This is a genomic window from Spirosoma aureum (genome assembly GCF_011604685.1).
In the GTDB taxonomy this organism is placed as follows: domain Bacteria; phylum Bacteroidota; class Bacteroidia; order Cytophagales; family Spirosomataceae; genus Spirosoma; species Spirosoma aureum.
The window spans coordinates 3,180,602-3,206,338 of record NZ_CP050063.1; the positions used below are offsets into that span (position 1 = coordinate 3,180,602).

24 protein-coding genes are annotated in these 25,737 nt (G+C 46.0%); 13 read left to right on the plus strand and 11 right to left on the minus strand.

What is annotated here, in order from left to right; translation table 11 throughout:
- Window positions 1-7: 7 nt before the first annotated feature.
- Entirely contained in the window at window positions 8-952 is a 945-nt protein-coding gene (locus tag G8759_RS12590; RefSeq protein WP_232074229.1) for a hypothetical protein, read from the minus strand.
- Between the two features lie 35 nt (window positions 953-987).
- Window positions 988-1,323: a PKD domain-containing protein gene (locus G8759_RS12595; RefSeq protein WP_167208441.1), complete on the minus strand. Its 336-nt coding sequence runs from the start codon at window positions 1,321-1,323 to the stop codon at window positions 988-990.
- 203 nt (window positions 1,324-1,526) lie between these two features.
- On the opposite strand from G8759_RS12595, the gene G8759_RS12600 reads away from it, so the two are divergent.
- Window positions 1,527-5,222 (plus strand): PAS domain S-box protein, encoded by a 3,696-nt coding sequence (locus G8759_RS12600; protein WP_167208443.1) that lies wholly within the window; start codon window positions 1,527-1,529, stop codon window positions 5,220-5,222.
- Window positions 5,223-5,295: 73 nt separating this feature from the next.
- On the opposite strand, the gene G8759_RS12605 is transcribed toward G8759_RS12600, so the two are convergent.
- Window positions 5,296-5,733 (minus strand): WapI family immunity protein, encoded by a 438-nt coding sequence (locus G8759_RS12605; RefSeq protein ID WP_167208445.1) that lies wholly within the window; start codon window positions 5,731-5,733, stop codon window positions 5,296-5,298.
- Window positions 5,734-6,083: 350 nt separating this feature from the next.
- Between G8759_RS12605 and G8759_RS12610 the strand changes: the two genes are divergently transcribed.
- The 4 genes from G8759_RS12610 (at window position 6,084) to mnmE (ending at window position 9,913) form a co-directional block, all read left to right on the plus strand.
- Window positions 6,084-6,464: a response regulator gene (locus tag G8759_RS12610; protein WP_162386172.1), complete on the plus strand. Its 381-nt coding sequence runs from the start codon at window positions 6,084-6,086 to the stop codon at window positions 6,462-6,464.
- 108 nt (window positions 6,465-6,572) lie between these two features.
- Window positions 6,573-7,334: an MBL fold metallo-hydrolase gene (locus G8759_RS12615; RefSeq protein ID WP_167208447.1), complete on the plus strand. Its 762-nt coding sequence runs from the start codon at window positions 6,573-6,575 to the stop codon at window positions 7,332-7,334.
- A gap of 96 nt (window positions 7,335-7,430) precedes the next feature.
- The gene (locus tag G8759_RS12620; protein ID WP_167208449.1) at window positions 7,431-8,462 is read left to right on the plus strand and encodes an oxygenase MpaB family protein; all 1,032 of its coding nucleotides are present in this window, start codon (window positions 7,431-7,433) and stop codon (window positions 8,460-8,462) included.
- Window positions 8,463-8,536: 74 nt separating this feature from the next.
- Window positions 8,537-9,913, plus strand: coding sequence for a tRNA uridine-5-carboxymethylaminomethyl(34) synthesis GTPase MnmE (mnmE, locus tag G8759_RS12625; protein ID WP_167208451.1), 1,377 nt, complete (start codon window positions 8,537-8,539; stop codon window positions 9,911-9,913).
- Between the two features lie 46 nt (window positions 9,914-9,959).
- Here the strand turns inward: mnmE and G8759_RS12630 are convergent, their stop codons facing one another.
- A complete protein-coding gene (locus G8759_RS12630; RefSeq protein ID WP_167208453.1) occupies window positions 9,960-10,409 on the minus strand; it encodes a TonB family protein in 450 nt (149 codons plus the stop codon).
- 585 nt (window positions 10,410-10,994) lie between these two features.
- On the opposite strand from G8759_RS12630, the gene G8759_RS12635 reads away from it, so the two are divergent.
- Window positions 10,995-11,564 (plus strand): TlpA family protein disulfide reductase, encoded by a 570-nt coding sequence (locus G8759_RS12635; RefSeq protein ID WP_167208455.1) that lies wholly within the window; start codon window positions 10,995-10,997, stop codon window positions 11,562-11,564.
- Between the two features lie 113 nt (window positions 11,565-11,677).
- Here the strand turns inward: G8759_RS12635 and G8759_RS12640 are convergent, their stop codons facing one another.
- From G8759_RS12640 to G8759_RS12650, 3 genes are all read right to left on the minus strand, one after another.
- Window positions 11,678-12,523: a M23 family metallopeptidase gene (locus G8759_RS12640; protein ID WP_167208456.1), complete on the minus strand. Its 846-nt coding sequence runs from the start codon at window positions 12,521-12,523 to the stop codon at window positions 11,678-11,680.
- 145 nt (window positions 12,524-12,668) lie between these two features.
- Window positions 12,669-13,004 (minus strand): hypothetical protein, encoded by a 336-nt coding sequence (locus tag G8759_RS12645; RefSeq protein WP_167208458.1) that lies wholly within the window; start codon window positions 13,002-13,004, stop codon window positions 12,669-12,671.
- Between the two features lie 145 nt (window positions 13,005-13,149).
- Window positions 13,150-14,169 carry a transglutaminase domain-containing protein gene (locus G8759_RS12650; RefSeq protein WP_167208461.1) on the minus strand — a complete coding sequence of 340 codons (1,020 nt, stop codon included), beginning with the start codon at window positions 14,167-14,169 and terminating at the stop codon, window positions 13,150-13,152.
- A gap of 72 nt (window positions 14,170-14,241) precedes the next feature.
- On the opposite strand from G8759_RS12650, the gene G8759_RS12655 reads away from it, so the two are divergent.
- The 3 genes from G8759_RS12655 to G8759_RS12665 all read left to right on the plus strand — a co-directional run bounded on the left by G8759_RS12655 (window position 14,242) and on the right by G8759_RS12665 (window position 17,901).
- Entirely contained in the window at window positions 14,242-14,709 is a 468-nt protein-coding gene (locus tag G8759_RS12655; RefSeq protein WP_232074230.1) for a PPC domain-containing DNA-binding protein, read from the plus strand.
- A 625-nt stretch (window positions 14,710-15,334) separates the two neighbouring features.
- Window positions 15,335-17,101, plus strand: a complete 1,767-nt coding sequence (locus G8759_RS12660) for a histidine kinase dimerization/phosphoacceptor domain -containing protein (RefSeq protein ID WP_167208464.1) — start codon at window positions 15,335-15,337, stop codon at window positions 17,099-17,101.
- Window positions 17,102-17,142: 41 nt separating this feature from the next.
- Complete coding sequence (locus tag G8759_RS12665) at window positions 17,143-17,901, plus strand: response regulator (protein WP_167208466.1); 759 nt, start codon at window positions 17,143-17,145, stop codon at window positions 17,899-17,901.
- A 98-nt stretch (window positions 17,902-17,999) separates the two neighbouring features.
- Here the strand turns inward: G8759_RS12665 and G8759_RS12670 are convergent, their stop codons facing one another.
- The 3 genes from G8759_RS12670 to G8759_RS12680 all read right to left on the minus strand — a co-directional run bounded on the left by G8759_RS12670 (window position 18,000) and on the right by G8759_RS12680 (window position 20,465).
- Complete coding sequence (locus tag G8759_RS12670) at window positions 18,000-18,596, minus strand: bifunctional nuclease family protein (protein ID WP_167208468.1); 597 nt, start codon at window positions 18,594-18,596, stop codon at window positions 18,000-18,002.
- Window positions 18,597-18,689: 93 nt separating this feature from the next.
- The gene (locus G8759_RS12675; RefSeq protein WP_167208470.1) at window positions 18,690-19,652 is read right to left on the minus strand and encodes an electron transfer flavoprotein subunit alpha/FixB family protein; all 963 of its coding nucleotides are present in this window, start codon (window positions 19,650-19,652) and stop codon (window positions 18,690-18,692) included.
- 75 nt (window positions 19,653-19,727) lie between these two features.
- Window positions 19,728-20,465: an electron transfer flavoprotein subunit beta/FixA family protein gene (locus tag G8759_RS12680; protein ID WP_167208472.1), complete on the minus strand. Its 738-nt coding sequence runs from the start codon at window positions 20,463-20,465 to the stop codon at window positions 19,728-19,730.
- 201 nt (window positions 20,466-20,666) lie between these two features.
- Between G8759_RS12680 and G8759_RS12685 the strand changes: the two genes are divergently transcribed.
- Window positions 20,667-20,996 (plus strand): tetratricopeptide repeat protein, encoded by a 330-nt coding sequence (locus tag G8759_RS12685; RefSeq protein ID WP_167208474.1) that lies wholly within the window; start codon window positions 20,667-20,669, stop codon window positions 20,994-20,996.
- A gap of 63 nt (window positions 20,997-21,059) precedes the next feature.
- On the opposite strand, the gene G8759_RS12690 is transcribed toward G8759_RS12685, so the two are convergent.
- Window positions 21,060-21,863 (minus strand): hypothetical protein, encoded by an 804-nt coding sequence (locus tag G8759_RS12690; RefSeq protein WP_167208475.1) that lies wholly within the window; start codon window positions 21,861-21,863, stop codon window positions 21,060-21,062.
- Window positions 21,864-22,086: 223 nt separating this feature from the next.
- Here G8759_RS12690 and G8759_RS12695 point away from each other — a divergent pair, with 223 nt between their 5' ends.
- The 3 genes from G8759_RS12695 to G8759_RS12705 all read left to right on the plus strand — a co-directional run bounded on the left by G8759_RS12695 (window position 22,087) and on the right by G8759_RS12705 (window position 25,167).
- Window positions 22,087-22,911: a hypothetical protein gene (locus tag G8759_RS12695; protein WP_167208477.1), complete on the plus strand. Its 825-nt coding sequence runs from the start codon at window positions 22,087-22,089 to the stop codon at window positions 22,909-22,911.
- A 247-nt stretch (window positions 22,912-23,158) separates the two neighbouring features.
- The gene (locus G8759_RS12700; protein WP_167208479.1) at window positions 23,159-24,178 is read left to right on the plus strand and encodes a SlyX family protein; all 1,020 of its coding nucleotides are present in this window, start codon (window positions 23,159-23,161) and stop codon (window positions 24,176-24,178) included.
- A 173-nt stretch (window positions 24,179-24,351) separates the two neighbouring features.
- Window positions 24,352-25,167, plus strand: coding sequence for a helix-turn-helix domain-containing protein (locus tag G8759_RS12705; protein WP_167208481.1), 816 nt, complete (start codon window positions 24,352-24,354; stop codon window positions 25,165-25,167).
- Window positions 25,168-25,737: the final 570 nt, after the last annotated feature.

Genomic DNA, 25,737 nt, shown 5'->3' on the forward strand with positions numbered 1-25,737 from the left:
TGTTTGCTTAGAATGAATACCGGACAACGGCCGTTGGCTGGCCCGCCTGTAGTCCAGGATAAACCGTAAAGGATTGAATTCGACGCGCTTCTTTGTTCAACTGGTTGTTCCGTAATCCTTTCAAAAATGTCAGAACAACATCGGCGGCCGCCACAACAAGGGCTCCCCGCGTTGCCAGAAAATAGCGATGGTGATGATCGTTGGCAGTAGCATAATACGGTTCGGCGGCTGCTGTATTTTTCTGTTGCTCATAGATGGCAAAATCATCCATGGACTTCTCCCGCTCTAAGATCCCATAAGCTACTAACCCATAACATCCAATGGTTAGTAACGGTCGCAGCCCAATTTTAGGTTTGGGCCATTGAACAAAAATATTGCCAATGCCAGGGGCCACTGCCGACAGCAAAGCCCAGGCAGGACCAGCATATCGTTCTTTTCGGAAGCGTGCCGTATCAGGTTGGGATATGGGCTCGTTAAGCATACCAGAGGGTTTTGCTGTCGATTGGGGTTCAGGTGTAGAGGTTGGTCGCTCGGCCCTGGGTGGGTCGGCTGTAACGACAGGATTCGTCCGGGCTGGTTTCTCCGGAATAACTTCCGGCTTTGGTGTCATTGAAGCCGGATTTGTGGCTAGTTGGGATGCATCTGGAATTATTCCGGTTTTAACCCGGATAATTGCCTGGATTTCTTCATTCAGCGAGTAGCCATTGGCCAGCGCATTCCAGACGATTCGCCGGTCGGTGCCAGCGGTGATACGCATGCCAATATCTCCCCGAACGAACTGAGGCAGGATATGTAACGTCCCCCGCAGTCGGCTCCGGATATCAAAATAAACGGAGTCGCCAGGGCGGGCTGTAATCAGATCGTAGCGAATTTCCAGTTGCGATGAGTCGACAACGCGCATCCTGATGTTGCGTATGCGCTCCTGAGCCAGACTGGCAGAGATGGCTAACACACTAAATAGAGTGATAAACAACAGACGCATCATATTCAGTTACTGACGGTGATTTGGCGGGTAGTCGTGTATGTATCATCGCAGGTATTGCCGATGGCGATTGATACGGTGTAGGTTCCGGCTTTTTGGTAATTATAGGTTACCCGCGTTCCGATTCGATTGACACCTTTGCCATCGCCGGGATCCCAGCCAACAATGCCAATATCTCCCTGCGCATTTTCAAGGAAAAAGGTCACATCCAATTCATCGATTATATAGCCAATAGTTGCCGATGGTTTGGCACAGACAGGAAAATTTTTTCGCTCTAAATCAAAAGGTTCACAACCCATCAAGGTGAGTACGAGTAACCAGAAAATAGACCGTCTTAGCATAGTCGTGGAATCATTCACAGCAAATTAAGCAATATTATACCAACAGATTGCCGTTCGTCTAATAAATTGGTACCCAAAGGCTACTTCAGACACCTTGTCAAATACCAATATTTTATTTAAATTTAATCAGTGAGTTATTCGCAGATTTGTAGTAACTCACTGATACACTACTTGTATAATTACCCACTCACTGACTGTTAACTATGCGCTGGTCTGCCAAAACGAAAGATGAATTGGTCGCTGAAATTCAACGGCTTCACCACGAACGCGATGGGGTAATGCTGGCGGATACAGCTCCGCCCTATACCGATGTTCGTCAGACTCTGGATCAACTCAATCTGATTGGAGTGACAGTTGATCACCAGGGAACCCTGATTTATGCCAATCCTTATACATATCGTGTAACTGCCTGGCAACCAGATGATATTGTTGGGAAAAGTTTCTTCGATATTTTTATTCCAGCGGCTGATCGGGCACGTCTTGAAATGGAATTTGAGGAAGCGCTGACGAAGCGAAGCGTTCCTGAACAAAAAGAAATCAGTTTGCTGGCGCGTAGCGGAGCTGTCCGGAATGTGCAGTTGAATTCGTTTGTCATTAATCCGTCAGACGACCAAAAGGCCGCGTCGTTTACATTGATAGGCGAAGATATTACCAACAAACGACGGGTAGCCTCGGCATTGTCTAATACCAATGCACAATTGCAGGATTTGGTCGATAATACGTCTGACCTGATTCAACTACTTACACTCGATGGCAAATTTATTTTTGTGAATAAGGCCTGGCGCGAAGTGCTGGGCTACGGCTCCGACGAAATTGCCGCCCTGAATCTGCGTGACGTGCTCCATCCCGATTATGCAGACAGTACGCTGGCATTGCTCAAGCGGATTCAGGACGGTGATAAGTTACCCTATTTTGAAACCGTTTTTCGAAGCAAATCGGGCAAAACGCTTTTTCTGTCGGGAAGTGTAAACTGTCGTTTCGATAATGGACGCCCAACGGCGTTTCGCTGTATTCTACACGATACGACCGGAAAAATTCGGGCCGAAAAATCGCAGAAACTGTACTATAGCATTGCCAACTGGACGATCAATACGCCCAACCTGGATGAGCTATATCATAAAATTCATGAAGAGCTAGGCAACATTATTGATGCCCGTAACTTCTTCATTGCGCTTTATGACTCCAGCAAAACGTACCTCTCGTTTCCTTATTATGTCGATGAGTATTTTGGAGGCAATATGCGATTCACCAAACGCAAATTGGGAAATGGCCTTACGGAATACACCATCAGAGCGAATAAACCGCTATTTCTGTACGAAAAAGACATCCGGCAACTGGCCGAAAAACACCAGATCGATTTATACGGGCAGCTTCAGCCGCAGGTAATGCTAACGGCTCCCCTTCGAATTGGCGACGAAATTACCGGTATTATCGGAGTCAAATCGTACGATAATCCGCTAACCTATGGCCCCAGGGATCTGGAACTGCTGGAATTTATTTCGGGTCAGGTGGCGCTGGCAATCGCCCGTAAGCAATCGGAGGCTGTGCTCGACAAGCAGAATGCACGACTCAATGCCATTTTTGATAGTAGCACGTATCTGATCTGGTCGGTCAATAAGGCGTTGCAACTGACCTCATTCAATAAAAATTACACCCGGCTTATTGAATACCAGCTCGATGAACTGCCCACGCTGCATGCCAGTGCTCCAAAACTAGGCTGGCGGATGATTGGGGAGGAAAACCGCCGGATGCTGGAAGAAAAGTATCGGCAAACGTTTCGGGGATTTCCACAAAACTTTGAATTGTTTTTTGAAACGATACGGGGCGAGACATACCTTGAATTTCACCTGAATCCAATTCTGCTGGCTGGCGGAGTGATTGAAGAGGTGTCGGGGATTGCCCGTGATATTACGAATCGGAAACGGGCTGAAATTGCCACCCGACAAAGCGAAGAAAAATTCCGTGGAATCTTTGAAAACCTCCAGGATATCTATGCTCGTGTAGATCGGAAAGGCCGGATCACAATGATTAGTCCTTCAGTTTTCAAACGTATGGGCTACACACCCGAAGAGGTTCTCGGGCAGGATGCTACGCAGTTTTTTGTCGATAAAACCGTTATTCGACGGGCTATGATCAAGCTGGGCCGAAATCATAGTTTACGCAATTTTGAGGTGAGTATGCGCCGGAAAGACGGCACCGAAAGGCAGTTTATGTTCAACATGTTGCTGCTAAAGGATGAGCAGGGCATCTATTCGGTGGTGGCCGTACTGGCGCGTGATATTAGCGAACTCAAGCGTCAATCGGCCGAGTTAGTCAAAGCCAAGGAAGAGGCAGAACGGTCGCTAAAGGTCAAAGAGCGATTCCTGGCCAACATGAGCCACGAAATTCGGACGCCGATGAATGGTGTTATCGGTATGATCGACCTGCTCAACGATACCCAGCTCGATGAAGAGCAGCGCAGCTATGTCAAAACCATCAAACGGTCGTCGGAAACGCTGCTTAACATCCTGAACGATATTCTGGACCTCTCTAAAATTGAGGCTGGAAAAATGGCACTCCATGAGTCGCCGGTGGCTTTTAAGGAAATTTTTGAGAAACTTATCGCGCTCTTCGGACAGCAGGCGAGTTCTAAAAACAATGAGTTGACTTATCATATAAGCGCCGATTTGCCGACGTTTGTGATTGCCGATCAGACACGGCTTTTGCAGATTCTGTCGAACCTGACCTCAAATGCCATAAAATTCACCGAAAACGGGACGGTACGTGTCGAAGCGTCGCTGATCAGTAAGCGTGGCAAGTTTAATCGAATCCGGGTAGATGTGAAAGATTCAGGGATAGGTATCTCTCCCGAAAATATCAATCTGCTGTTTAACTCATTCAGTCAGGTTGACACCTCATCGCGTAAATCGTTTGGGGGAACCGGATTAGGGCTATCTATCTCCAAAGAACTGGCTCACTTGATGAAAGGTGAAGTAGGCGTAGAGTCGATAGTAGGCATGGGCAGTACGTTCTGGTTTACCATTGAGCTTAAAGAAACCGCCATCAGCCCGACGCAACAGACAACGGAAGTTGCCGAAATCGCGCTGGCCAACTTTTTCAGTGATTACCACCCGAATGTGTTGCTCGTTGATGATAATGCAGTGAACCGTAAGGTTGCCAGCGAGATTTTGCGTAAAGCAGGTTGTGTCGTGGTTACTGCCGACAGTGGACCAGCGGCAATCCTGGAAGCGGAGAAAGGGCAAAAAAGTAAAGAAAAAGGCGAGTTTAACGGCTTCGATGTCATCTTTATGGATATCCAGATGCCCGACATGGACGGAGTGGAAACAACCCGGAACCTGCGTGAGAAATTTGGGAAGCAGCTTCCAACGGTTGTGGCCATGACGGCCTATTCCATGCGTGAAGATCGCGAACGGTTTATCAGTCAGGGTCTTGATGATTACATTGCCAAGCCGATTCGTGCTCAAAGCCTGATTGCCAAGGTTAAAGAAATAACGGATGCCAATCGGGCTAAACAGATATCAGCCCCCGTTCAACAACCGAAACCCGTTCTTGTAGCTTCTGAACCCGTGTTGCCGATTATTGACGACGAGATTGTTGGCCAATTGCGCGACATTGGCGGACAGGAGTTAGTCGATAGTATTATGGAGGAGTTTGTGACAGAGGCCGACGAACTGGTTAGCGGTGCTGTTAAAGCCTACACGCTCGGTGACATTCCAACGGTTAAGAGCCACCTGCATACGTTAAAAGGCAGCGCCGGAACGATTGGAGTTGCGCGTGTTGCCGATATTGCCCGTACTGCGGAAGGTAAACTTAAAGTGAATGATACGAGCGGTTTAGCGGATGCACTGAAAGCCCTCGAGCAAGAGTTCGCCTTGTTTTTAAAGGAATGGAAAAAATGAGTTTTCAGCAGGCAGTAAGCAGTTTTCCGTTGGTAATGGTTAGCTGCCTACTGCCTGCTAAAAACTCATTTCCCTAGTCTCTAACTGGAAATTGGCTCAGTTGCCGTTCCAGATCAAAAATAGCTCCCTGTAATTCACGCTTATCGGGCGAAACCGGTAAATAAAAAGGTGTTCTGTCTCGCTTCCAATTTGGAAGGGCATCAGAACTGAGCTTAATGCGAAAACGGTAGTCACCGCGGCCAATCGAAACATTACTGAAACCCAGTGCCGGGTCAATAAATGTAAGCTTAGCACTTAATTCATCGCCATCGGCTATTGAGCGCATCCATTTCAGGAGTAGCTCCATCTCCCAGGTTGATAGAATAGACGCGGTACGAACGTAGTCGTGTTCCTGATATCGAGTTTTTAGGCTCACAATCAGCCAGTTACGATCCATAAAGTAGGGTGAGTCACTACACTCATAATCCAGAATGTTCAGCTCAAAAGAGCCTTCGGGTCCGGTCAGTTTCATGGGTTAGATTAGATAAAAAAGAAGGCCTAACAACGATTGTCTGCTATAACGACGCGGTGTGGAAAGGAAACAGAAACCGTTAACTAACTGTAAAACAGTTGTATGACGGAGCGGAGAGCAGTAACTCTATTGACGTAGTGAATTAGAGGAATAAAATTAGAAAGAAAGTTGGATTGTTGTATTAATTGCGTGTAATTTTTTTAGAATAATAGTCCTGGTAATAAAAAAAGCATACGTAGATCCTTAAGAATCAAAGTAATTTCGATTAATGAGTAACAAAGCCCTTTTTTGCGTTTGCGGATAAAATGCTAATTTCACCACGCTAAATGTAACACGATTCCCAAAGCCCTATGTCAGCTTCCAAACGCGTCCTGATTGCCGAAGATAGCTCCGTTATCCAGAATCTGGCCCGCAAAATTCTTGAATTTCAGAACTACGACATCACAGCAGTTAAAAATGGTGAACAAGTTTTGCAGATTCTGGAGAAAGAAGATTTCAGTATCCTGCTGTTAGATATTAATATGCCTGTAATGGATGGCATGGAGTGTGTCCGGCGTGTTCGTGCATTACCCGAAAAAGAGAAAGCTGCGGTTCCCATCGTAGCGATCACCGGTAACGCTAAGAACTATACGGAAGAAGAATTTAAAACGGCCGGCTTTAACGATGTTCTGGTTAAACCGCTCAACTTCGATCGATTAGTTGAAGTGGTTAATCAATTGACCGATAAATAAAGAGTGAAAGCACAAAAGAGTGACTGAGTGAAAGTATGAAAGTGCGAAAACGCGTTAGCCACTCTTTCATTCGTTTACTCAATCACTCTTTACATTCTTTCGCTCATTATGATTATCACGCTGCTGGGTACAGGAACGTCATCGGGAGTGCCGTTAATTGGGTGTGAGTGCGATGTGTGTCGATCGGTTGATTTTCGCGATAAACGATTACGCTCATCCATTCATATTGCTATTGACGGGTGCAGTTTTGTTGTCGATACAGGTCCCGATTTTCGGCAGCAGATGCTACGGCTTGATCTAAAACAGCTCGATGCAGTCCTGTTTACGCATGAACATAAAGATCATACGGCTGGTCTTGATGAAGTTCGCGCATTTAATTTCCGATCGGGCCAGGATATGCCCATCTATGCCCGTTTACCTGTTCTAACTCAGCTAGAGCGGGAATTCTCGTATATCTTCGCCGAGCATAAATACCCCGGAATTCCGCGAATCAGAGCCCACGAAATTCATAATGAGACTTTCGATGTATTGGGCGTACGAGTCACACCAATTGATGTTCTGCACCATAAACTCCCGGTTTTTGGTTTTCGTGTTGGGGAGTTCACATACCTAACCGATCTCAATTACATTTCTGAGGAAGAACTGGAAAAAGTGTATGGGACCAAAGTTCTGGTGCTTGACGCGCTCCAGCGTTTACCTCATCTTTCTCACTTCACCCTCGATGAGGCCATCGAACTGGCCAATCGAATAGGGGCGAGTAGAACCTATTTTACGCACATCAGCCACAAACTTGGCCTGCACCGGGAAGTTGAAAAAGAACTACCTTCTCATATTCGATTAGGGTATGATGGCTTACAAATCAATTTGTAGCGTTGCCATGCTGGTTTGTCGCCAACCTTCGGCAGATTGTTCTACAAACCAATTTTCGTCACAGGGCGTTACCCCTTCAGACCAGTTTCTGAAGCGATGCAAACGCTCATAAAGACATCCCGAACGTTTTCCGATAACCTGCTACAACAATACCGCCAGAAGGGCGATCCGCCCGCCGATGCGGTCATTACCGCTGTTATTGAAGCCGGAGGAAAAAACGAACTTCGTTTACTAATGAACTGGCTGTCCGATAATCAGGACTTTACCCTTAACGGGCAACTGACTCCTGTTCGCGAATTCTTTACCAGTTATGCCCGACTGCCAGCCTGGGCAGACTCCAGACGAATGGAAAGCGGCATGGAATTTTTTAAAAAATACGCCAGCCAAATTGGCTTGATTCTGGGGTGTTTTTCGCTGCCGTATTGTTATCTGGGAGCCAATGGAGCGCAGGTGCTCTGGCTTACAGAACGAATTAAAAACGATACCATTCGCCGGTTACAGGAGACTGGAGAGTGGGTGTTTGGCGTGAACAATGCAAAGGAATGGGTAACAGGGAAGGCCATAATCAGAACGCTCAAAATACGATTAATTCACGCAGGTGCGCGTTGGTTTACCATTCATTCTGGGCGTTGGAATAACGATTGGGGGTATCCAGTCAATCAGGAAGATATGGCGGGTACGAACCTGGCCTTCTCCTATATAGTGCTGCGAGGCTTGCGAAAAGCGGGGATACAGGCGACCGAACAGGAGGAAGAAAACTACCTTCATCATATCAATGTCATTGGTTATCTGAACGGCGTCGCCGAAGAGCTGCTGCCTGAAAATCTTCGCGAAGCCTATGTACTGGATCGTTCCATCGCCCGTCGACAGTTTGTTTCATCGGAAGCGGGCCGCGGGCTTACGCATTCGCTCCTTACGGGTATTACTGAGCAGGTAAGAAAGACGGCAAAGCGGTCAGTTGATGATCGACCCGAAGCAATCCGGAACCTCGCAGCGGGTGAAATGCGTTTCTTTCTGGGCGATCAGTATGCCGATTGGCTCGGTATTCCTAAAGCTTCCGTCGAAAAACGGATGGCTGGACTGGTTAACCGTCTGCCAATTTTCTCAGGTCAGTTACCGAATTTATAAGTTCGACGTTTGCCGTTCGGAGTTCATAGTTATCGCTACAGCATCGACTGCAAACTACAAATCAAACACAACACTTGTTTCAGTTAGAACCTATTGCTGCTTTGGCTACTGCGCCAGGCATTGGTGCCATTGCTGTCCTTCGGGTATCGGGCGAAGGTTCCATTGACATAACCAACCGTATTTTCAGAGGGAAAGACCTCACAAAGCAGGATTCGCATACGGCCCATTTTGGCACATTGCGCACTGTTGATGGTCATATTATTGATGAAGTCCTGGTAACGGTTTTTCGAGCGCCGAAGTCATTTACAAAAGAAGACGTTGTCGAAATCTCCTGTCATGGATCCGAGTTTATTATTCAGCAGATTTTACGTCGACTGACGCAGGAAGGAGCCCGACTGGCCCGTCCCGGCGAATTTACCCAGCGAGCCTTTTTAAATGGCCAGTTTGATCTGGTTCAGGCCGAGGCCGTAGCTGACCTGATTTCGTCTGATTCGGAGGCCAGTCACCGTGCAGCATTGTCGCAGTTGCGGGGAGGTTTCTCAAAACAGCTGAAATTATTACGTCAGCAATTAATTGATTTTGTCGCGTTGGTAGAGCTGGAACTGGATTTTGGCGAAGAAGACGTCGAATTTGCGCATCGCGACCAACTCCGGCAACTCATGCTCGATATCCGGCGCGTATTGCATCCGTTGATTGACTCATTCTCGACAGGTAACGCGATTAAAAATGGGGTACCTACCGTGATCATTGGCAAACCGAATGCGGGGAAATCGACGCTGCTGAACGCCTTGTTAAATGAGGAGAAGGCTATCGTTTCCGATATTCCGGGGACAACGCGTGATGTCATCGAAGATGAACTGTTCATTGATGGCATCCGGTTTCGTTTAATTGATACCGCAGGTTTACGGGAAGCTACCGATCAGATTGAAGCAATTGGTATTGAGCGCACTCAACAAAAAATGCGGGACTCTGCCTTGGTCGTTTATCTGTTCGACGGAAAGAATATCTCGCCTGAAGAACTCCAGACGTCAGTCGCCGACATACGTTTATCGGGCAAGCCGTATTTACTGGTTGGTAACAAACTGGATGCACTGACCGATGAAAAGAAACAGCTACTGGAAAGCATTGCTGCCGAACCCATTGTCTGGATTTCTGCGTCGCAGCAAACCTACCTCGATGACCTGAAAGCTGCGTTATCGGCCCGCGTTCGGACTGATTCGGCCGTGCAGACGGGTAGCGCTGTCGTGACCAATGCCCGACATTATGAACACCTGACGGGCACCGACGACGCACTGGTTCGTGCTCTAACAGGGCTGGATGCCGGAGTAACCCCAGACTGGCTGGCCATGGACTTGCGGGTTGCTTTGCGTCATCTGGGTGAGCTGACAGGAGAAATAACGACAGATGATTTACTGGACTCCATTTTTAGTAAGTTCTGTATCGGAAAGTAACCGCACTTAGCAGGTAAATGGCATAACGCGGCTAAAGTACATGTATCTATTTTAGATAGGCGACCACAAAGGCACCCTCTAAAAGCAACCCTTTCGGTAGCGATTCGAAAAAGGAAGGTTCTTCTTCATGTGGCTTAATCACCCGGCCACTGCCTTCTAACTCAAAGACAATAGGAAGAACATAAGTACCCGAATACGTTTGTTTTTGAGCAGGAAGCTGGCTCATCAGACGATTAACTTCTTCTTTAAATGAAGCATCCACGTTGCCTTGGTTCAATACCTGGACATCGGTCACCTTCCCTTGGCGATCTACTTTAAATTCGACATACGCTTTGGCTACTTTTTCTGCTCGTTGAGCAGCTGCCGGGTAGCGTATCAGTTGCGAAAATGCTTGACGAAAAGCAGGATCGTTATTTAGTGAACGATCAATCGATTGTCCCTGCGACAAATAAGGGCAGAGCAGGAGGATACCTAAATAAGCAACAAAAGTTTTCATAGACTATTGGATTTTGACGTTAAAGGTTTCTATCTAATTGAGATGCATAGATCTAACAGAATCCATAAGTGCCTACTAGTCTGTCGTATACGTGACTATAATTTTCTATGGCTGATGAAACGGATTGGAACTAGTGTGTAAGATCGGAGTATCCGCCCGTCATGAGAACCTGGAAGCCATTTTGGCATCTTTCAGTACTATGTATCATAATCTGAACTGCTGTTGAAAAAGCTGGCACTGATTTAAATCCTCCTATTCAGCCTCTATGTCCAGAGCAACATTTAGCCGTAAGAGGTGCAATTACCGAGCTTGATGATTTTGCAACAGCCACTGTACACAAAGCTATTTAGTAAGTTCGGAGATGTTTTAACCATTAACTAAATAGGTAGTTTCTATAATTAGCTTGTATAAAAGAATCGCATTTGGGCTTCGTTAGTGGTGTAGATGTTTACATAAAATTCCTGTTCTATGCGACCTCTGCGCTTCATTCTTTTATCAGTAGTAGCTATATTGTTTTGCCTGCTTCACCTGGTCAGTTCGATCTCGTACGCGCAAAGCAATACGCTGGAACACTGTCTTGAAACAATGCATAGAACCAGAAAAGCCATAAGCGAGAGTAGATCGCCCAATCAGCAGCCGCTTTTTCCTGTTCTTGACCCTACTTACCAGAAGCATCAACAGAATTACGATAACTGGTCAGAATGTGTAAAAGGTCAAAAAGCTCCTTTATCCGCTTTCCAGACGATTGATGGGGAATCCTATGATATAGCAACTTTATCGGGTAAGGTTCTGGTGGTAAATTTTTGGTACATGAGCTGCGCCCCCTGCGTAGCTGAAATGCCCGCTTTGAATAAGCTGGTGAAGGAGTATAAGGGCAAAAATGTCCTATTTCTTGGTTTTTCAAGTGATAAAGCAGCAGCCTTGAAGCCCGCCTTTTTTGAGAATCATCCCTTCGATTTCAAAATCATTGCTGACGCCAGAAATATCATTATTCCCTTCCATACCAATAGCTTTCCGACGACTTATATTGTGGATCAGCGAGGAATTATTCACCAGGCCTGGATTGGGTTTGTGGGCAACGGAATGGATAGCTTAGCTCCCTATCATAAAGCCAAATCGGCCATCGACGACCTATTGACAACGGCGAATAAATGAATTGAGAGTTGTACGTTATGCAGGAAGTATGATTGAACCGGTTGATTCTGCCATATAATTTCCCCCTTTACAAATTCTTAGTACTAAATTAAAATACTGACGTACAGTGAGTTTTAATTTACAGCTGCTAGATCCGAAGGGTCAACTAGCAGAAAACCTGGGTTGATACAGGCACCCTGCCAGCGTACGCCAAAATGCAGATGAGGACCCGTCACCCGACCGGTTTCCCCAACCAAACCGATACGTTCCCCTTTGGTAACCGTCTGATTGTCTTTAACCGTGAAGCTTTTTAGATGAAAATATTCGGTGACCAAGCCATTGCCATGATCAATAAAAACCGAATTGCCGCTGTAGAACAGATTGGCAGCCAATACTACCCGACCATTAGCGGCACTCAACACCGGCTTGCCAGCCGATACCGGATAATCCTGACCGGTGTGACGATCACGGGGTTGTCCATTTAAAGTGCGGCAGGCCCCAAAATTACCGACTCCTTTCGGCAGTGGACTGGCTGGCTTCCCAATAGGCAGATCGAAGACGGCGGGGCGAGGCTTTGCCTGGTAAGCAATCAGGGGATTAACCCGGCTGGCTTCCTGAGCTGCACGAGCCTGATTTTGAGCGGATACATTTACATATTCTTTTTTAGGAAAGTTATCCAGATTCTCGTCAACGCAACGCTTTTCAGTGACAATGAGCTGAGCGCTTTCCAGTTTTCCTCCGGTCGTACGTCGAGAAATGGAATAGTGTCCGGGCTTCATATCCATATCAACGGGATAATAACAGGTACCATTAACGGCTGCCCACGCGCGTTTTTCCAGGCTACAACGTAAACAATTACCCGCCCAGCGAGCAACCTCACCCTGGGCCGCGCTAACCATTAGTGCAGGAGCGATGGGCCGTAGCCCCATTGACAAAGTCATCGCCAGTGCCATACTGACAGAGAAGGGCAGTCTATTCATGCTTCTGAGCTTTACGTTGATGTATCTCAATTAAGGGAACCGTCTGGTAGTTTTAAAAACTTAGTTTAACCAGAATCATTCAGGTGCAGGGTCGTTTTTATGTCAATAACGCTCCATACAACAGATTGAATAGGTATGGGATGACTCAGAGGCTATTGATAAAGCCTGAATAAAGAGGTGATTGAGCCAGACCAGGAATAGTGCGTTGTTGTTGCTGTTGGCGTAAGCGCTTGGCAATCTCGATTAGCTGACTCCCTAAATGCCCTTGTTCTTCTATACTGAGTTGATCATAAAAGTGCTGTCGAATGGGTTCCCATTGAAACAGCTCCGTTTTGGCATCGTATACGCCCAAAAACTCTATATGTTCATCAATAACTAGCTCCTGTTGGCGAGCCTTGACATCGAAGGAAGAAGCGCAGCTGATTTGGCAATACTGGTTTTGGGCAATATAAATTATTGAGAAGCGGCCTAAATTTAACATAACGTATTGAGTAGTGATTCAACTAGTAAACGGAAAATGCCGTATATAGTTTTTCGTTTTAAAAGCCACGGCTTCCAGTCACCGATCAGATAAGTTAGTTTTTGGAACCTCTTCGCTCATAAGCTCAAACGGTCACCTCAATTCGTCAGCTTTTGACGACAGTAAAAGATGCTATCCCTTCGTACGATTTTACGCGTTCTGTACGGGGGCCCTTCGATTTGGCAAAAATGTAAAGCGTAGAATTACCCCGTTGCGAAATCGGCACCGTTAATTGATAGGTATTGCCCGATCGTCGGATGGTAACAGGCAGATGGGTGGCAGTCGAACCTCCCTGTTGGCCAATGGAGCACATGAATTCGATATCCTTTTCGTTTTGGAGCGATAAAGTCAAGGCATCTCCAGTCCGAAGTAATCCAGTTTTAGGGAATTCGGGATCAAATCCCAACCGGAAATAAGCATCGTAAACCTTTGGAAACTGATCAAATTGCGTTTTGCTGACCGTCGGATTTAACAGTTGCCAGCGAGGATCGGTTGGGAAGTGATTGGCCGCAAACGCGAGCGGTTCGGTCAGGAAAAAGAAATCATTCGGGCGTAAATCACCATTGGGATCAGGTTTGGCTGTCGTCTGCGCCCAGGCAATATCAAGTAAATACCAGTCGCCATCAAGGCTGACCGCATTCCACTCATGATCTACGCGCTGAATCGGTTGCCCGGCTTCACTATCATTGGTACGGGAATAACCTTTAATCGTAACGACCGGAATGCCTGTTCTGCCTAACAAATGCTTGAACAGAAGGGAAAAGCCAGTGCAAACCGCTTTTCGACTGCGTAATACCCGATTGGCATAATCTATCTCCGATGAATACCGCTGACCGCTAAACGCTGACTCGTCATAACGAACGTGTGAAGTGATCCAGGCGTATACAGATCGGGCTTTTGCCAGATCCGTCCGGGCTGGTGACGTTAAATAGTCGCTGAGTGTATTCAGGTTTTTAGCTGCTGATTCAGGCGCATTTCGGGCGAAGTTGTCAATCGTCGTATAATCGATTGATACATACTTCGACGGACGTGGGATGCCTGGCCCTATGCTGGTCGGGAAAGTCAGCGCTGTGCTAAAAAATAGAAGAAAAAAGGCCAGTAAGGGCCGGATTTTGTAGTTTCGCATTCCTCGATTCTGTCTCACAAGTTGATAACACAAATGCGGACTTTTTTATTGCTAATCGCTTTCTATTGCTTTATGACAACTTCTGATGCGCAATCACAGCCTGATCACTCAACGCCAGAGGCCGTTGATGCAACGATGTTTACGTACTCGATTCGATTGCGGCCGGGACAGGATTTAAAGAAAGAACTCGATGCTTTGGTACAAAAGCGTCGGATAGGAGCAGGGGCTATGTTGACCTGTGTAGGTAGTTTGACGGATGTAACACTACGTCTGGCCAATCAGGAAGGGTCTACAGTATGGAAAGGTCATTTTGAGATCGTTTCGCTGGTTGGTACGCTCTCCATGAAGGGTAGTCATTTGCATTTATCCGTATCGGATTCAACCGGACATACGATCGGCGGGCATTTGCTGGACGGCTGCAAAATCTACACAACAGCCGAATTAGTGATCGGGGTCATGCCCGATCTGGATTACGTTCGCGAACCCGATCCAACCTTTGGGTATCAAGAGTTGGTGGTCAAAAAGAGAAAGAAGAAATAGAACTGGAATGCTGGCCTGCGACTTTGCACAGTGGGCGCTGCTTTAACCACTAACCTATCCTTACCACGGAGGACTATTGATCGATATAGACGATTTTTCGGTCTGTGGCGATGCGGGAAATAGTAGACGGACGAACAAATAGATTTTCATAGTTTAGTGAGGATAGAAACGGAAAGCAAATCGATTAATAGAGCACGTACTGTTTACAAAAGAGGTGTGGATAGAAATAAAAAAGGTCTTACTCGAGTTTCGTCAGGTGGTGTTTACTGCTACCCTTGACCTTTACCGCATAAGTCCCCTGTCTAGCGTCGGAAACTTGTGGTGGGTTTGGAATTTGGGCCATTGGTAGAAGTAGTTGAATTGAAAATTCTACAATCACCACGAAGATGATCTTTTTTCAATAATTCGATTTAGTAAACTTCCCAATGCCAAAATATTACTGACGAATGCCTGTTTTTTCCAAACGAAGAGCTCTGGTTTCTTGGAGAAATTAATCAACAAGTATTGAAGACAAATGTAAGCGCTTAGGTTACTGGTATAGAGTAGTTGGCTTTTTGTCGTATTATTACAAGTAACAGCGCTATTTCTTTTCATGATCGACTAGTCCTATAAATTCTATTTTTACATGCAATTAATCTACCTCCGTAATCCATTTATCCGATTACTAGTCCGGCTGACATGTATTGCTGGAGGTATGTTACTGCCATTTCTGGCTCCCGCTCAAATACCAGTGGTTGGCAAAGTTCTGTACGAGAAATTGGCAAAAACACAGCAGGAATTCCAGGAAGCGATGGCTACCGGAGATTCGCTGCAAGTGGCTGAAGTGTGTTATCTACTAGGGAAACGGTACAATGCTTTAGGCGATTATGTAACCGCACAGGCTTGGTACATCCGGTCATTACGAATACGGGAGCCATTAGGTCCTTCTGAAAATATTGGGAAGACCTACCTTCGAATGGCAGAGAACCAGATTCGGCAAAAACAGTATAATCAAGCCAAACGCCTTGTAAGTCAGGCTACGGCTAATTTTCGGCATATTCATTCCCAACATGGCATGATGGGCGCTGATATTCTTATGGCTGGTGTACACGAATTGGGTTGGCGAATGAATCGCGAAAAACCAGGTTCAGCGCCTGTTTCTTCACTGGATAGTTCCCTGTATTATTTTAAGCAGGCAGAACAGTTAGCCATCTCGCTGAAAAAACCATCCGACATTGCCAATGTGTATACATGCATGGGCAATGCGTTGATGCAGAAAGACGGGAATCTGGCACTTCCTTATCTAAAGAAAGCCTACACAATTAATAGACAGGAGAAGTCTCCATATGGCATCATTAATAGCTCGCAGGGGCTAGCGAATTGTTATCTGGCTCTCGGACAGCCATTGGTTGCCAAAAAATGGCTGGATGAGGCAAAGTTTATCGGTGATACCGCCAGACATGGCGATTACTGGCAAAATGGCCAACTGGAAGAATCCTATGCCAAAGTTTACCAACGCATGGGTAATTGGAAGCAGGCGTTTCTGCACCAGCGAAAATACTATTCCTTTCAGGTCGATGCGTTAACCGCCGATCGGGAAGGGGCTATTGCCAGGGCAGGAATGCTGTATGAAAGCGAAAAAAAAGAAGCAAGACTAAAAGCGCAGCAGAATGAACTGGAACTTCGTCAGCAGAACCTGGATACACAGAAAAGGCTGGCGCTCATGACAACAGTGTTATTTATGCTTGCTGGTCTTGCCTGCCTGGTATTTTACTGGTTATTTAGAAAGTATCGGCGTATCAGTGAGCATAATGCCAAACTAGTCAAAGAACAAAACCACCGGGTCAAAAACAACCTTCAGTCTATTACGAATTTACTAGGCTTACAGTTTAATCGGTTAACGGACCCTGTAGCTCGTAAAGCCGTGGAAGAAAGTTTGTTACGGGTGGAAGCGATGGCCCTGGTACACCAGCGTTTATATGACGGCGACCGATTAATTGAGGTCGATCTGATGCAGTTTATTCCGGAACTGGTCAATGGGGTTTTGCGTAGTTACAGCTTTGGCCATATTCAGCCAATATATGTGCTTAGTCCAATCTGGCTCAATGCCGATGTTGCCATCAATGTGGGTTTGCTTCTAAATGAGCTGGCCACTAACTCGTGTAAATATGCACTGCCGCTTCATCCTAATCCTATGTTGACAGTAGGTTGCCAGGAAGAAAATGGGCGGATACAATTTTGGTACGAGGATAATGGACCCGGTTTTACTCTTTCCACAAAAGGAAATTCGTTTGGAATGAAACTAATTGACATGATAACCCAAAAGCTGAAAGGGAAGGGCCATTTTAGCACAGAAAATGGATGTCGGTTTACGCTATCATTTGATGCAAAAGCTATGGAGTTCGTGCACTAGCCCAGGTTTATTATGCTTGCCTCTTAAAGATAAGTACTCATATGGATGCCCCGCTACGTATTCTTATCGTTGAAGATGACCTGTTTATGGCCACAGATATAGAAGAAAATCTGGTCAGATCTGGCTACGAAATCTGTGGAAAGGCCCATAGTTACGAAGCAGCCATAAAAAGTATGAAGCAAAGCCAGCCCGACCTCGTTTTGGTTGATATTGTCCTGGATGGACTGCCCGATGGCATTGCTACTGTAAAAGAGTTGATGCGCATTAAATGGGTGCCTATAATCTATTTGACCGGCAATTCGGAAGAAGAAACCTTTAATCGGGCCAAAAGCACTTTTCCGGCCGCTTTTTTACACAAGCCGTTTCGGGTGCGGGAGCTGGCAGCTCAGATTGATCTGGCGATGCACAATTTTTATGCCGGTAATATTTCAGGAGCTCCCGGATTGCCGGATCACACGTTCCTGCCAACGGGTAGTGGGTACATTCGGGTGGTTAAATCCGAAATACAGTTTGTTAAAGCCGACCGTGGTAACAGTGAGCTTTTTCTGACTAAATCAGGCTTTCATCGAATTTATCCGGCCAAACCGTATCAGGCTATTAATATTTCACTGAATCTGGGAAAGCTCGTTCCTTATCTGTCGCCTGGTTTTTACCAGTTATCGCGCTCATTAGTTATCAATCTCGATTATCTCGACCGTATCGAATCGAACCAATTGTATATTGGTTCGCACGAAATTACCATTCCCGATGGAGCCCGAAAACCACTGATTGATCGAATACAGGTTGTTCGAACACGCTAGTGCGCCATATGTCGGATTGGATCAATAAACGAAGGGGTGCAGATCCCTGAATTTATCTGCACCCCTTAGTCTATGTTTAACTAATGAGCGTTGTATAGCTAGTTTCGTTTACTCATTTCATCACGAATCTTGGCTGCCCGCTCGTATTCCTCGTTTCCAAGAGCCTCCTCAAGCATTTTCTGAAGCTCTTCAGAAGAGGCATTTTTCAACTGATCGCCAAACGATCGGGTTGAGGGACGATTTGAGGAACGAACTAGTTCTTCCTGTTCTTCTTCTTCATCGTTCGAACTGGCTGTGATGCCAGCTTCGGATAAGATAGACTCATTCGTATAGATCGGTACATCGAATCGAATACCAATGGCAATGGCATCGGATGGACGAGCATCGATCACGGATTCACGTACGCCATCGAAGCAAACGATTTTGGCGAAGAAAATACCCTCGCGTAAATCAGAAATCACGATCTCTCGTACCGTAAACTTAAATTGTTCGGCAAATTGCTTGAATAAATCATGCGTCATCGGCCGGTTTGGCACAATCTTCTCGATTTCGATGGCAATGGCTTGTGCTTCAAACATGCCAATAATAATCGGCAACCGACGGTTCCCGTATTCTTCACCTAAGACCAGCGCAAACGAGCCCGATTGCGACTGGCTAGGTGAAAGTCCTAATATTTCCAGCTTAATCTTATCCACGGCGCGAATTTAGCAATTTTTAGTCGTCTGTCGTCTGTCAAAAGCCGTCAGTAATTGTAAGTTTCTTTAAAACTCTTCACAAACGACTCTTGACTATAAAGCTTTCACCGCTTTTGTCAGGCGCGGCAGTACATCGAACACATCGCCGACGATTCCATAATCTGCCGATTTGAAAAACGGTGCTTCAGAGTCCTTATTGATAACAACAATTACCTTAGAGGAGTTTACTCCGGCTAAATGTTGTATGGCCCCCGAAATTCCACAGGCAATATACAGATTTGGGCTAATTTTCAAACCTGTTTGCCCAACGTGTTCTGAGTGAGGCCGCCAATCCAGATCAGATACAGGCTTCGAACAAGCCGTAGCTGCATGGAGAGCATGTGCTAAATCCTCCACAATTCCCCAATTTTCGGGACCTTTCAACCCACGACCTGCCGATACGACCAGATCGGCTTCAGGCAGAAGCACATCTCCGGAGGCTTTTTCAGAACTTTTGACTGAAATGACAAAATCGGCGTCGTTTAGGGTAGGGCTAAAGGAGTCAACGGAGGCCGTTGAATCGGTTTCTTCGGGTGTGATCGTATTTTTCTTGATCGCCAGAATTTTTATATCTGCTTTGAGATCGTTGTAAGCAAATGCTTTGCCTGTGTAAATACTACTTTTCACCCGGAAACCGTTCGACAAATCGGGCAACTCAACCACATTGGCGGCCAGACCCGCTTTCAGTTTACCGGCAAGCCGGGCAGTCATGGCATCGGCCAGCGATGATTTGGCCAGTACAATCACCTTAGAACCTTCCTGCTGAACGGCTGCTGCTACAACAGTAGCATAGGCCATGCCATTCGGTTCGTTTAACTGAGCATTCGATGCATGAAGCACTTTAGTAACGCCAAAACGACCAGCCGAAGCCAGTTCGCTGTCATCGGCCTGACCAATAATAATGGCCGTAGCGGATGTTCCTGTTTGTTCGGCAACTTTGGCGCCGTAGAATAGGGCTTCCTGAGACGATTTCTTGATTTTGCCCTCGTCTAATTCGGCAAATATGAGAACAGACATAATTCAGTTTTCAGTTTAGAGTTTCCCGTTTTTAGTGCTGACATGAGGTTGTATGCCGCACCTGCCGTAAACGTATTAAATAACTTTTGCTTCGGTGCGGAGGAGTTGAATGAGGGTTTCTGCCTCATCAGCTTTGATCATTTTTACGGCACTCCGTGGAGCCGGGAGTTCGTAGTTGGCAACGGTCGTGAGTTTGTCGGTGCCAGTTGGCTCAACAATTTTGAGGGGCTTTGTCCGGGCGGTCATGATACCACGCATATTCGGAATTTTCCATTCGGCAATTGGTTCCTGGCAACCCAGAACTAAAGGCAGTTTAGCCTCCAGTTGCTCTTTACCGCCTTCAATTTCCCGCGTAATTTTTGCCGTATCGCCATCAATATCCAATTGCATAACGGGCGATATGGACGGAAAGCCAAGCATTTCACCAACGATTCCATGTACCTGACCTCCGTTATAATCGATGGATTCGCGACCCATCAGAATCAGATCATAGCTGTTTTCTTTGGCGATAGCGGCAATTTGCTCGGCTACGAAATAAGCATCGGTCGGTTCTGCATTTACCCGGATAGCGTCATCGGCACCAATGGCCAGACATTTGCGGATAACCGGCTCCGAATCAGCTTCGCCCACATTGATGACTGTTATAGATGCTCCTGTCTTTTCTTTAAGCTCGACAGCTCTGGCAAGTGCATAGTCATCGTAGGGACCGGTAATGAATGTCACCCCTGCCTTATTTAATTTGGTGTTATTGTCCGTAAAGGCAATTTTGGTGGTGGTGTCGGGCACACTCGTCACGCACACTAAAATTTTCATGCTAATTGGGGTTTTGTTGAAGGTAATTTGGATAATCAGGGATCATTCGATTTTTGAGAATTTGGTTACAGATCAATTAGTCCTGAACATGAACTTATTTCCCCAGACCTCTCATTACCCAGGATCAAATCCTTAATTTGGCGGCTAAATTACGAACTGTCTTAAATAAAAGTATGCAAGCATACTATTTTTTCTTGATGAATGAATAACGACCGTATCCAACAATTAATTCGATTTGTACAGGAAGAACCCGGCGAGCCATTCAATGTTTATGCATTGGCGATGGAGTACCTGAACGGTCAGCCCAAACAAGCAAAGGACTATTTCGATCAGCTCCTTGTTGAACACCCGGACTATTTACCGACGTATTATCACGCAGCGGCTTTGTATACCGATCTCGATGAACGTGACAAGGCGGCCGAACTGTATGAAAAAGGAATTGAACTGGCCCGTGTACAGAACAATCAGAAGGCACTTCAGGAGTTGCAGCGGGCGCAGCAGGCGTTTGAGGATGATGAAGATGAATGGTAAGTAAACGAAAAGGCCACCATTGACGAAATGATGGCCTTTTCGTTTGAGTTTGCACTGCTATAGTTACCGGCGTTGCTTTTTCTGCTGGACAAATTCCTGTTTGAAGAGTACGGGCACCGTGGCCTGCTCGGATACACTATAGGTCATGGCCAGGTATTTCGCGCTGGCTAGTTTTGGCACGTAAACGAAACCCCGCACCGATTCGCCTGGTGCGAGTGTATTTGCTTTGAGTGCCAGCTCACGCCAGCGATATTCTTCGTAATCATAGCGTTGCATCCGATCCGCAAATGTACTATGATCAATAGCCCGTTTAACCGCAATTCCTTGATAGGCAAGATAGTGTGCAGCTCGGTTATTGGCGAATTCCCGGTATGAACGACTGTTACTCGACGAAGAAACATCCGACGCAATGGCCGCTACCATCAGAACCGTGTTGAAAATCTTAGCCCGTTTCAGTCGCTTTTCTTCCTGCTTTCGCTTCAGTTTCACGCGCCCAGTCTCATAGCTCGGGTCGGCTGCTTCACGTTGAAGCGCAAAGCCAGCCTTGGCAGGGTCGGAGAGGGTATCTTGTGAAGCACCAAGCGCAACGAAGTGGAAATCAGCCGGATTGACTTCAATCGGATGGTCAGTACGGTTTTTTACTTCAATATCGAACGTTACGAATTCCATATCTTCTCGCTCAAAGGAAGCAACGACACCAACCCCATTTTGCTCCGCTTTGGTAACAGGGCGCCCCTCAATCATTGCTACATCGCCCGAAACAGGTTCAAGGAGGTAGGAGGTCGTAACCGTTGGTGCACAACTACTTAATGCACCCGCCAGAAGGCCAGCGGCCATCATATTAGTCAGAAAGGAAAAAGGCTTCATAGGCGCATGTAGTAAAGCTACCGATTCGGTTTTATCAACGTAAAGTTACACATTACGTTGATTCTGTAGCGTTAAAAGCAAGTTAGTTTTTACTATTTGGTTATGGGCGCTGTAAAACCGCTTACGAACCATAATGTAAAGCATGTGCCTTTATATCGTAAGTTGCTTTTGTATGAGGTCAGGTGTAGTATAATTTTATTAATTGTCTCGTTCCCAGTAGTCTATGAAGCACTTTTTTATTAGACTAATCGCCTTGTTTTCCGTAATTGGTCCTTATCAACTCTTTGGTCAGGGATTTGGAGGCACCTGGACAGGCTCCCTGGTATCAGCCGATAATTCGGCAACCGCTTTAGGAAGTACGGTTTTTCTTCGTGTTTCCGCAGAAAAACTAAACGGAACGGTTCGGGTTCAGTCGGGAAATAAACAGGACGAATACACGCTACAGGGGACAACCAATGGGCAACAGTCTCAGGGAACAGCAACGTATCCTGCCGATGGAACCGTGTTTCAGTTCGAAGCTGCTTTACAGAGTGGTCAGCTTCTGTTTGCAATTGGTTTAAATGGGACGGCCATACGATCAGGAATCTTTACCCGTGATGTAGCTGGCACTTCTGGTGCACGCAAACCAGCAACATCCAGCATAGCTTCCAAAACTGATGGTCTCAATCGTGATCCTGCCTTGATTGGTGCCTGGCGAACGTCGAGCAATTACGGAGGAGGAATTACGGATGGTGGTTTCTATGGGAGCACTTCCACCACATTAATGTTGAATGCCGATGGAACCCTGGGTGATGGCGGCTCAACAGGGTATGCAAGCGGATCTGGCGTATCGGTGGAGTCGTCGGGGGGAGGCAATGCAAACTTATTTGCGCAACTGGCAGCGGCAGGAGCAAAGTGGTTTACAAAAGGTAATCTGGTTTATATTCGATTACAGGTAAATAATCAGACTCAGGATGTTCCGGCGTCGAAATACTATGTTGAAAATGGAAAAATGCTGATTACTGATCTGAAATCCGGTAAGAAGACGCTTTATTATAAAGTGAACTGAAACAGCTAGTCAAAAAGTCTTGATTAACCTGGGCTGGCAGTTTCTTTTAAATAAAAATAACTCAATACCAGTGCATTATTGTCTCTGTTAGACTAAAATACGTCACTCATTTATGTCTAACTTTTTTATAGTAGTACCAATACACCTTACTGTTTGAAAAAATGGAACTACCCGAAAAAAGAAAATTTATAGATTTAGCATTAAAAAATAGTATCTTTAGTCGCCATATCCAAAACCGTTTTAGCGTATGAAAATATTTACTATTAGTTTGATAGTCGCCACTATTGGTTTGACTGTGAGGACGTTTGCCCAGAGCCAGATTGTTACTCCTGATAATCAGGTTGTCAGTTTTCAATCGGTCAATGGTACAAATAACCTCTTCATCGGGCAGAGCACCAGCGCCGTCGTTGGCGGAACGTATAATACATTTATGGGAAGTCAGGCCGGTCAGAGTAATACGACAGGCTCCTATAATACGTATTTTGGCTACAAAGCCGGTTTTCCGAATACTATCGGTAGTCATAATACCTTTATCGGCTATGAAGCAGGTAAATTAAATACCGACGGTGATGACAATGTATTCATTGGCTATAACGCTGGTCTGAACAATCGGCGTGGTCGTAATAACCTGATTATTGGACCTAACGCGGGGTTTGATGCTGTTGATGGTGAAAGCAACACATTTCTGGGCGCAAACGCGGTTGGAGTAGGTGTGGGGCTTTCGAATGCAACGGCCATTGGCGCGAATGCTCGTGTGCTAAGCAGCAATGCACTCGTGCTGGGAAATAATGTTAATGTTGGTATTGGAACGTCAACGCCTAACAGCCGGCTTGAATTGACTGCTGGAGTGGACGGAAGCAGTGGCCTTCGCCTGACAAACATGACGGCTAACTCCCCGGCCTCTACGGTTACGGCTGGTAAGTTTCTGACAGTCAATGATAAAGGTGATGTTACGCTGGGTAGTCGTTTATCGGCGCTTGCTATGCAGGTTCAGCCGGTATCTGAGAATCATTGGGCCGACTATGTCTTTGCGCCGAGCTATAAGCTTCAACCGTTGGCAGAGGTCGAACAGTATATTCAGCAAAACAAACATTTGCCGGGTATTCCAAGCGCTGGTGAGATGGTGAAACAGGGCGTAGATCTGACAACATTGCTGGCCACGCTGGTACAGAAAAATGAAGAACTCACTCTGCACCTGATCGAGCAACAGAAACGAATTGAGCGGTTGGAGCAGCAGAATCGCCAATTAAGCAAAAAGAAGAAGTAAACGTTCGTTTATAGGTTTCAAACAGTAAGCGGGTTAAACAGACTACAGGGATTAGTAGTCTGGTTGACCCGCTTACTGTTTGAAACCAGGCCAATACTACCGCAGAATAAAAGGTAGTGATAGGGTTTCTGTTTAATGCGATAAATTGAGGTAGAAATTCTATCTACCCGACCATGCTTTATCGTAAGTTCTTGCCAGCCAGCCATTTATCAACATTAATCGAGTGCTATTTCGTTTGGGAGAAACAAAATAGTCTGACCCAGCCCTTATGTATCGAATCTCCTCCAACGGGATTTGCCTCGATGGTATTTAACTATGGGGACACCTACCGGGTTGAAACGGGTAAACAGACTTCCGTGCTGGCTCCTTCCATTTTTCTGACAGGGCAGGCTACCCAAAGCTATAAGTTAGAATTAAGTGGCCGGGTTGGTATGGTCGGTATTGTATTCAAGCCAGCCGGTGTGTCGTCGTTGTTGGGCTTGCCGATGTATGAATTTACTAATGAACGAATCAATCTGGTTGATATTCTGGGGCGTAGGGTGAAGTCATTGCATGAGCAAATTGCTGAAGCCAATAATCCGATTGAGCGAATTCGTCTCCTCGAACAGTTTGTAAATCAACAACTGCTTAAAAAAAGCAACACGTTTGATCGAACCGATTATGTCGCTAATCTGATCGTTGAGCGAAAGGGCATCGCTAATATCAGCGAAATGATGGACGATCTGTATGTGTGCCGCCGACAATTTGAACGTCAATTTTTGCACAAAGTAGGCGTCAGCCCGAAATATTATGCTCGTATCCGGCGGATTGGATACCTGTGTGCTCAATTGGCCAGCCAACGCTGGAAGGTATCCGACTGGCACGACCTGATCTACCAATGTGGTTATTACGACCAATCGCACTTTATTCGGGAATTTACTCAGTTTACCGGGAAACGCCCATCTCAATATATTAAAGGCAACCTTGAACTAACGAACTTTTTATCCTGATACTATAAATGTCGCATTTCTACAAGTAAAGGGCTGTTGGCCAACTATGTTTGTTTATAAGACCTCGCCGGGATGAGTACAAATACAAGAATTTCTGCTGCTTGTTGACGATCAAGCCTACTAATAATCGTCCTGAAGGCGACTAACGATCAACATTACCGACCAGGGCACTTTCACCGAAATTTACATTCTATAAGGCTTTGGCGGTTTGGCGATTGGATTTTCTAGTGTCTATACGCTACTGACGTCCTATGCCTACACGGTATTTGTTGAGTTTCTGGGGTTACTCAAAGCAATGGTCAGGCTGGCTAGCCGTCCGTATAAGTCCACTATGTCAATCCCACTTTTATACCTTTGCAATCAGGACGCTCACAATCCCTATTGATTGGACTAGTCATTTAGTTGATCCTCCAAACCAATTTATTTAATCCTGAACTCATCAATTTTGTCGAAAATGGATGTGTGGAATGCAAACAGATAGGAGATTGTCCAGCCTGTCAAATGTTATCGTTTGTTGAGATGTTTTGTGGGTTTCTAGCTGGTTTTTCTGAAAAGCTCATTACGCCAATG

Bases quoted from the DNA above. Each gene is read 5' to 3' on its own strand.
- G8759_RS12595 (WP_167208441.1), bottom strand. From the start codon at position 1,323: ATGCTAAGACGGTCTATTTTCTGGTTACTCGTACTCACCTTGATGGGT.
- G8759_RS12600 (WP_167208443.1), top strand. From the start codon at position 1,527: ATGCGCTGGTCTGCCAAAACGAAAGATGAATTGGTCGCTGAAATTCAA.
- G8759_RS12605 (WP_167208445.1), bottom strand. From the start codon at position 5,733: ATGAAACTGACCGGACCCGAAGGCTCTTTTGAGCTGAACATTCTGGAT.
- G8759_RS12610 (WP_162386172.1), top strand. From the start codon at position 6,084: ATGTCAGCTTCCAAACGCGTCCTGATTGCCGAAGATAGCTCCGTTATC.
- G8759_RS12615 (WP_167208447.1), top strand. From the start codon at position 6,573: ATGATTATCACGCTGCTGGGTACAGGAACGTCATCGGGAGTGCCGTTA.
- G8759_RS12620 (WP_167208449.1), top strand. From the start codon at position 7,431: ATGCAAACGCTCATAAAGACATCCCGAACGTTTTCCGATAACCTGCTA.
- G8759_RS12630 (WP_167208453.1), bottom strand. From the start codon at position 10,409: ATGAAAACTTTTGTTGCTTATTTAGGTATCCTCCTGCTCTGCCCTTAT.
- G8759_RS12635 (WP_167208455.1), top strand. From the start codon at position 10,995: ATGCATAGAACCAGAAAAGCCATAAGCGAGAGTAGATCGCCCAATCAG.
- G8759_RS12640 (WP_167208456.1), bottom strand. From the start codon at position 12,523: ATGAATAGACTGCCCTTCTCTGTCAGTATGGCACTGGCGATGACTTTG.
- G8759_RS12645 (WP_167208458.1), bottom strand. From the start codon at position 13,004: ATGTTAAATTTAGGCCGCTTCTCAATAATTTATATTGCCCAAAACCAG.
- G8759_RS12650 (WP_167208461.1), bottom strand. From the start codon at position 14,169: ATGCGAAACTACAAAATCCGGCCCTTACTGGCCTTTTTTCTTCTATTT.
- G8759_RS12655 (WP_232074230.1), top strand. From the start codon at position 14,242: ATGACAACTTCTGATGCGCAATCACAGCCTGATCACTCAACGCCAGAG.
- G8759_RS12660 (WP_167208464.1), top strand. From the start codon at position 15,335: ATGCAATTAATCTACCTCCGTAATCCATTTATCCGATTACTAGTCCGG.
- G8759_RS12665 (WP_167208466.1), top strand. From the start codon at position 17,143: ATGGATGCCCCGCTACGTATTCTTATCGTTGAAGATGACCTGTTTATG.
- G8759_RS12675 (WP_167208470.1), bottom strand. From the start codon at position 19,652: ATGTCTGTTCTCATATTTGCCGAATTAGACGAGGGCAAAATCAAGAAA.
- G8759_RS12680 (WP_167208472.1), bottom strand. From the start codon at position 20,465: ATGAAAATTTTAGTGTGCGTGACGAGTGTGCCCGACACCACCACCAAA.
- G8759_RS12685 (WP_167208474.1), top strand. From the start codon at position 20,667: ATGAATAACGACCGTATCCAACAATTAATTCGATTTGTACAGGAAGAA.
- G8759_RS12690 (WP_167208475.1), bottom strand. From the start codon at position 21,863: ATGAAGCCTTTTTCCTTTCTGACTAATATGATGGCCGCTGGCCTTCTG.
- G8759_RS12695 (WP_167208477.1), top strand. From the start codon at position 22,087: ATGAAGCACTTTTTTATTAGACTAATCGCCTTGTTTTCCGTAATTGGT.
- G8759_RS12700 (WP_167208479.1), top strand. From the start codon at position 23,159: ATGAAAATATTTACTATTAGTTTGATAGTCGCCACTATTGGTTTGACT.
- G8759_RS12705 (WP_167208481.1), top strand. From the start codon at position 24,352: ATGCTTTATCGTAAGTTCTTGCCAGCCAGCCATTTATCAACATTAATC.